This is a genomic window from Methylibium sp. (genome assembly GCF_013817365.1).
Taxonomy (GTDB): domain Bacteria; phylum Pseudomonadota; class Gammaproteobacteria; order Burkholderiales; family Burkholderiaceae_C; genus Methylibium.
The window spans coordinates 1-5,922 of the sequence record NZ_JACDCU010000264.1 but is presented as its reverse complement, the minus strand read 5'-3'; the positions used below and the strand labels follow the sequence as shown (position 1 = coordinate 5,922).

General features: G+C 67.3%; 5 protein-coding genes. All 5 read right to left on the bottom strand.

Annotated features, from left to right (window positions below):
• On the bottom strand, window positions 1-478 hold a 478-nt coding region (locus tag H0W38_RS15030; RefSeq protein WP_292455475.1), incomplete at its 3' end, for an amino acid permease.
• 48 nt (window positions 479-526) lie between these two features.
• On the bottom strand, window positions 527-1,321 hold the full coding sequence (locus tag H0W38_RS15025) for a TorF family putative porin (protein ID WP_292455473.1): 795 nt from the start codon (window positions 1,319-1,321) through the stop codon (window positions 527-529).
• 121 nt (window positions 1,322-1,442) lie between these two features.
• Window positions 1,443-2,408, bottom strand: a complete 966-nt coding sequence (locus H0W38_RS15020; protein WP_292455471.1) for an electron transfer flavoprotein subunit alpha/FixB family protein — start codon at window positions 2,406-2,408, stop codon at window positions 1,443-1,445.
• 1 nt (window position 2,409) lies between these two features.
• Window positions 2,410-3,207 carry an electron transfer flavoprotein subunit beta/FixA family protein gene (locus H0W38_RS15015; RefSeq protein ID WP_292455468.1) on the bottom strand — a complete coding sequence of 266 codons (798 nt, stop codon included), beginning with the start codon at window positions 3,205-3,207 and terminating at the stop codon, window positions 2,410-2,412.
• Between the two features lie 31 nt (window positions 3,208-3,238).
• Entirely contained in the window at window positions 3,239-5,380 is a 2,142-nt protein-coding gene (locus tag H0W38_RS15010; RefSeq protein WP_292455466.1) for a (Fe-S)-binding protein, read from the bottom strand.
• Window positions 5,381-5,922: the final 542 nt, after the last annotated feature.

The following is a 5,922-nucleotide window of genomic DNA, read 5'->3' as shown; positions in this document are numbered from 1 at the left end:
ACTTGATGTTGCTCAGATCGAGCAAGGTGATCTGCCAAGTATTGATTGCGGCATCCGCCGGGAACAGCGCGCCCAGCATGTAGCCGGCGGCCAGACCCGAGCCGATGGCAAGCACCGGCGACCACGCAAACCAGTTGCACCACACTGAGAGCGGAGCGATGACCTTGCTGTAGCGCACCCAGGCCACGGCGCCATAGACGGAAGCGCCGCCCGTCTTGTTGGGAAACAACCCGGCGATCTCGGCATAGGTAAAGGCCTGCAGGAAGCCGAAGCTGATGGACAGCACCCACACCATCCACGCCGGTTTGCCCACCGTGGCGGCGATCGCGCCCACCGAGAACAGCACAAGCGCGGGCACGCCGCTGGCCACCCAGAACGCTCCGGTCCAGCTGATGCGACGCTGCAAAGAGCCGCTGTCGGCCTCGGGCCGCGCACCGATGCCCGTGATGGGAAGTCCAGCCGCTGTCGTGTCGTTCATGGGAAACCTCTCGTGGATTTGGAGGATAGCCAGGGGAAATGCGCGCGCTCAGAACGAGCGGACAATGGAAGCGAGGAACTTGCTGTCGCCGGTATCGACGCCGTCGATCGTGTAGAGCGTCGAGTCGGCGTTCGTGTCGATGTAGGCCAGGCTGGCGCGCCAGCCCTGGCCCAGATCCTTCGCAATGCCGATGCGGTAATCGGTGAAGTTGAAATCTTCGTAGTGACGCACCGTCTGCCGGCCCACGTGCAGATCGACCGCCCAGCCGTCGCCGAATGGCACGGCGGCATTGGCTTCGATGTAGTGCGAGCCCTTGGAGTCGCCGTTGCCGGCGGTGCCGAAGCTCTTGTCGTTGAAGCCGAAGTAGTCGGTGACGCTGTGCGAGTACTTCAGCTTGAAGACTTTCCAGCTCACGGCCGCATAGGCCTCGAGCGTGTTGTAGTCCTCGCGCGAGCCCTCGTAGCGCCCACCCGGGAAGATGAACTGCAGCAAGCCCACGTCCAGGCCGAAGTCGCCGACGCTGGTGGCATAGCCGCCATAGACGTCGATCTCGCCGACCGCGTTCTGGATTGCCTTGCTGCTGATGTTGGTGCCCCAAATGCCCAGGTACAGGCCGCTCGTGTGCGCGAAGTCGGCACCGCCCTGCACGGCCGGTTTCTCCTGGGTGTAGGAAATTCCGCGGAAGACGTATTCAGAGAACAGCCCGACGTGGGTGGTCAGGCTGTAGGGCGACGCCTCGGCGGCGGCCGCGTCGGCGGTCTGCGCCGCCACAGGCACAACACAGCAGGCCGCCAGGCCTGACACGACGCCCGACCACACCCGCCTCGTCTCCGCGAATCTCATGAAGTTCTTCATCTTGTTCCTGTGCTTGATGTTCGGGCGGTGGAAGACGGTCGCGCTGCCCGGGCCGCGCCGCTGTGGGTTGGCCGACCACGCCGCCTCGCGTGGCGGCGTGGCTGGCCCGTCAGCTGAATTGCTTCTCGAGCTCGTCGGCGATCTCGAACATGTCGCCGACGACGCCGTAGCGCGCCACCGTGAAGATCGATGCGTTGGGATCGGTGTTGATCGCCACCACCGTCTCCACATGCTTCATGCCGGCCAGGTGCTGGATCGCGCCCGAGATGCCCATGGCGATGTAGAGCTTGCATTGCGCCGCGGTCTTGCCCGACTGGCCGATCTGGCGCGACTTGGGCAGCCAGCCGCTGTCGGCCACCGGGCGCGAGCAGCCGAGCGAGGCACCCAGGCTTTCGGCCAGTTCGCGAAAGCGGTCGATGTTGTCCTGCTCGCCGACGCCGCGGCCGACCGAGAGGATGAACTCGCGGGTGGTCATGTCGATGTCGCCGGTCGAGGCCGGTTCGATGTAGGCGACGTTCTTCGTGCGCGAGGCCTTGGCCGTGAACGCGAAGTCGCGCGTCGCCGGCTGGGCCGCGGCCTGCGGCGGCTTGAAGCTGCCGGGGCGCACGGCCAGCAGCACGGTCGCGCGGCCCGGGAACTCGAGCTCGACGTTGAGTTTCTGGCCATAGCCGCCGCGCGTCGCGACCAGTGCACCGTCGGCGCTGTCCAGGCCGAACACGTCGGTGGCAAAGCCATAGTCGTGCTTCACGGCCAGCGCCGCGGCGTAGGCCATGCTGTCCACACTGTGGGCGACGAGGATCAGCGCGGGCTGCATCTGTGCGGCCAGCGCGCCGATCGCGGCTTCCCACGTGTCGGCGTCGAACTCGCTGTCGGGCGTGTCGATGAAGACCAGTTCGTCGATGCCGGCCACCCCCAACGCAGCGGCATGCGAGCGCCCGCCATGGCCGATCACCGCGACCGTGAGCTTGTCGCCCAGCGTGCCGCGCAGACCCTGCGCGGCGCTGACCAACTCCAAGGTCACCGGCCGCAGGGCTTGCTGCCGGTGTTCTGCAATGACGAGGATTCCTTGTGCCATGTCAGGCTCCTGTGGCTTCACGGATGATCTGGATCAGGCGCGCGGCCTGCTCGGCGGCCGAGCCCTCGATCATTTCGGCGCGACCCTTCTCGGGCACGTACATGCGCCTGACGCGCGACAGCGAACCCGACTCGCCGAGCGCGCTCTCGGCCAGGCCCAGCTCCTGCGGCGTGGCGGTCTCGATCGGCCGTGCCGCCGCCTGCTTGATGCCGCGCAACGAGGCATAGCGCGGCGTGTTGATGCCGAGCTGGATGGTCAGCACCGCGGGGGTCTGCACCCCGATGGACTGCAGCAGCCCGCCTTCGAGCTCGCGCTGCACCAGCGCGCTGGCGCTGCCCGGCTTGAAGTCGAGCGCGGCCACCACTGCCGCATGCGGCCAGTCGAGCAGCGCCGCGAGCGCGATGCCGGTGCTCGCATGGGCATGGTCGGACGATTGCGTGCCGGCCAGCAACAAGTCGGGCGCCTCCTTCTGCGCCACGGCGGCGAGCACGCGCGCGATGGCGATCGGGTCGCTGCCCTCCAGCGCGTCGTCCCACACGCGCAGCGCGCGGTCGGCGCCCTTGGCCAGGCATTTGCGCAGCACTTCGTCGGCGTCGTCCGGCCCGATGGTCACGGCCACCACCTCGACGGCGCCTTCGCCCGCGGCCTCCTTGATCTGGACCGCGCACTCGAGCGAGTAGTCGTCCCACTCGTTCAAGTCCCAGTTCAGGAAATCGGGATCGACATCGCGGCCGTCGTCGCGGATCTCGAAGTCCTCTTCCAGCGCGGCGACGCGCTTGACTGCCACCAATATCTTCATGTCTTGCCTTCCTGCTGTCTGTTCGGTCCACTCATGCCGGCTCGCAGTGCGCCGTGGCCGGCTCGGGCTGCGGCGCCATGCATTCCTCGATCAGCTCGATCAGCTCGCGCACCACGAACTTGCCTTCGTTGCCGGTGGTCTTGAGCGCGTCCTCGAACATCGTCAGGTCCTTGGGGCAGGCCACGGCGAAGACCTGCAGGCCCTCGATGGCCGCCGCCTCGCGCATGCGGTTGTGGGCCGGCTTGTCCTGGCCCACCGGGTCGGGCACCCAGATGCGTCCGCCGCCGGCGCCGCAGCAAAACGAGTTGTCCTTCGAGCGCGGCATGTCGATCAGCTCGCAGCCCACCGCCTCGATCAGCGCGCGCGGCGCGTCGAACTGCTTGTTGAAGCGGCCGAGGTGGCAGGGGTCGTGGTAAGTCGTTCGGTAGCCGAGCTTGTGGTCGAGCTTCAGGCGCCTGTCCTTCAGCAGATCCACCACCATTTGTGTGTAGTGAACGATTTCGTACTTGCCGCCGAAGTCGGGGTACTCGTTCTTGATGGTGTTGAAGGAGTGCGGGTCGGTGGTGACGATGCGCTTGAACATCGATTTGCCGAGCAGCGCGATGTTGTTCTCGGCCAGCAGTTCATACAGACCCTCTTCGCCGACGCGGCGCACGTCGTTGCCGGCGTTCATCTCGCCTTCGTAGAGGATGCCGAAATCGATACCCGCGGCATGCAGCAGCCGCGCGAAGCCCTGGGTCACCTTCTGGTTGCGCGGGTCGAAGGAGGCGTAGTCGCCGACGAACCACAGCACATCGACCGGCTCCTTGCGTGCGTCCTTGATCGTGAAGGGCAGCGCCTTGGTCCAGGCCGGACGCTTGCGCTTGGACTCACCGAAGGAGTTGCCGGTCTTGTGGATGGTCTGCAGGGTCTTGGTGAGCAGCGGATCCATCTGCCCCTCCTCGACCAGCTTGCGGCGCATCTGCACGATGATCGGCACGTGCTCGATGGCCACCGGGCAGATCTCCACGCAGGCCATGCAGGTGCGGCAGGACCACAGCGTTTCCATGAAGACCTGGCCGACGCCCTTGCCGTGGATGTCGAGCCTGGCTTCGGCCGGCAGTTCCTTCTTCTCCAGCGCGTCGTTGGCAAACTCGCGCAGCGACAGGATCACGTCGCGGGGCGAAAGCGGCGCGCCGGCAGCCGTCGCCGGGCAGGCCTCGTGGCAGCGGCCGCACTTGGTGCAGGCGTCGAGGTTGAGCAGGTGCTTCCAGGTGAGGTCGGTGATCCTCGAATAGCCGACGGCCTTGGCCTCGGGGTCGGTCTTGGGCAGGCGCTGGGCGGCGAGCGGATCGCGCAGCATCAGCGAGCCGCCGGCGGTGAAGACGTGCTTGACCTTGGTGCGCGGAATGAGCGCGATGAAGGCCAGCGCGATCAGGCCGTGGAACCACCACAGGCCGCCGCGCAGGCTGGCCGCGCCCTCGGCGGTGAGGCCTACCGCGCGCATGCCCTCGGCCAGCAGCGCGCCGACCGGCGACCACCAGCGCAAGGTCCACACCTCGGGGCGCTCCTGCAGCCAGACCAGGCGCGCGCCCTCGAGCACGAAGCCGGTCACGCCGATGAGGATCAGGGTCCACAGAAGGGCCCAGTCCTCGATGCGGTAGCCGCGACGGTCGAAGTCGGCATCGCCCGGTTGGCGGTCGGGCCGCGCGTAGTCGAGCTTGGGCGGCTTGATCCAGCCGCGCCGCACCATCATGTAAACGAGGCCGACCGTCAGCGCCAGGCCGGCCACGTCGCAGGCCAGCGAGAACCACAGATAGAAATCGCCGTACCAGAACTTCCAGCCGAACAGGCGGGCCGTCACGTCGTATTCGAGCGTGATGGTCGCGGTGGCGATGAAGAGCAGCGCGAAGCCGAAGAAGATCAGCCGGTGTGCATTGCCCGTCGCCGTGTCGCGGCGCGCGATGGTGCGGTGGCTGAGCACCAGGCCGGCCATGGACTTGAAGCGTTGCCACAGGAGGGTGGCGCTGGCCGGGTCGGCGCTGCCGCGCTTGTATTTGCGCACTTCGACATAGCAGCCGTGCGCGAAGGCAGCGAGGGCGGCGATGCCGGCGACGTAGAAGATCGCGATCGCCGGCAGCGAGAAGCCTTCGAACAGGATGCGCGTGACTTGGGTGGGGTCGAACTGGTCCATGTCAGTGACTCCTGCATCGCAGCGCGGGGGCAAAGACGTGGCCGGGCGGCGGGCTCCGCTTCGCTCCAGGCCGCGCGCCTTGCGGCGCGCGGCGCGATGCGGGCTCGATGCCCGCTTCGCGCCTTCCCTCTATGAAGAGAATCGACGCCTCTTGCAAAGCCGTGGGCGGGTGCCCGGCGGCGCGCGTTCTGCGGCGGTGAGCAGCGCAGGGCTCGTGGCCCGCGCGCGCAGCGCGCTTCGTAAACTGACTCGTCGCGGTTGTCCGAGCGCAGCGAACGCAGTGAGCGAAGCGAGTTCCGCGACGGGGCCGCGAGACCGAGCAGCGCAACGAAGGCGGCTCGCGCAGCGAGCCGACCGCCGCAGCCGCGCGCCGACGGGCGCCCGCCCACGGCTTTGCGCGCGCAATCTCAGCGACAGCGACAGTTCGCATAGCGTTCTCGCAAAGCTCAACGCTGGTAGACGATCTCGAACGTCCCGTTCGGCATGTGCGGCGTGCCCCACACCGCGGTCTCGCGCTTGTAGGCCTTCGGAAACTGCGCGTT

Bases quoted from the DNA above. Each gene is read 5' to 3' on its own strand.
- H0W38_RS15025 (WP_292455473.1), bottom strand. From the start codon at position 1,321: ATGAGATTCGCGGAGACGAGGCGGGTGTGGTCGGGCGTCGTGTCAGGC.
- H0W38_RS15020 (WP_292455471.1), bottom strand. From the start codon at position 2,408: ATGGCACAAGGAATCCTCGTCATTGCAGAACACCGGCAGCAAGCCCTG.
- H0W38_RS15015 (WP_292455468.1), bottom strand. From the start codon at position 3,207: ATGAAGATATTGGTGGCAGTCAAGCGCGTCGCCGCGCTGGAAGAGGAC.
- H0W38_RS15010 (WP_292455466.1), bottom strand. From the start codon at position 5,380: ATGGACCAGTTCGACCCCACCCAAGTCACGCGCATCCTGTTCGAAGGC.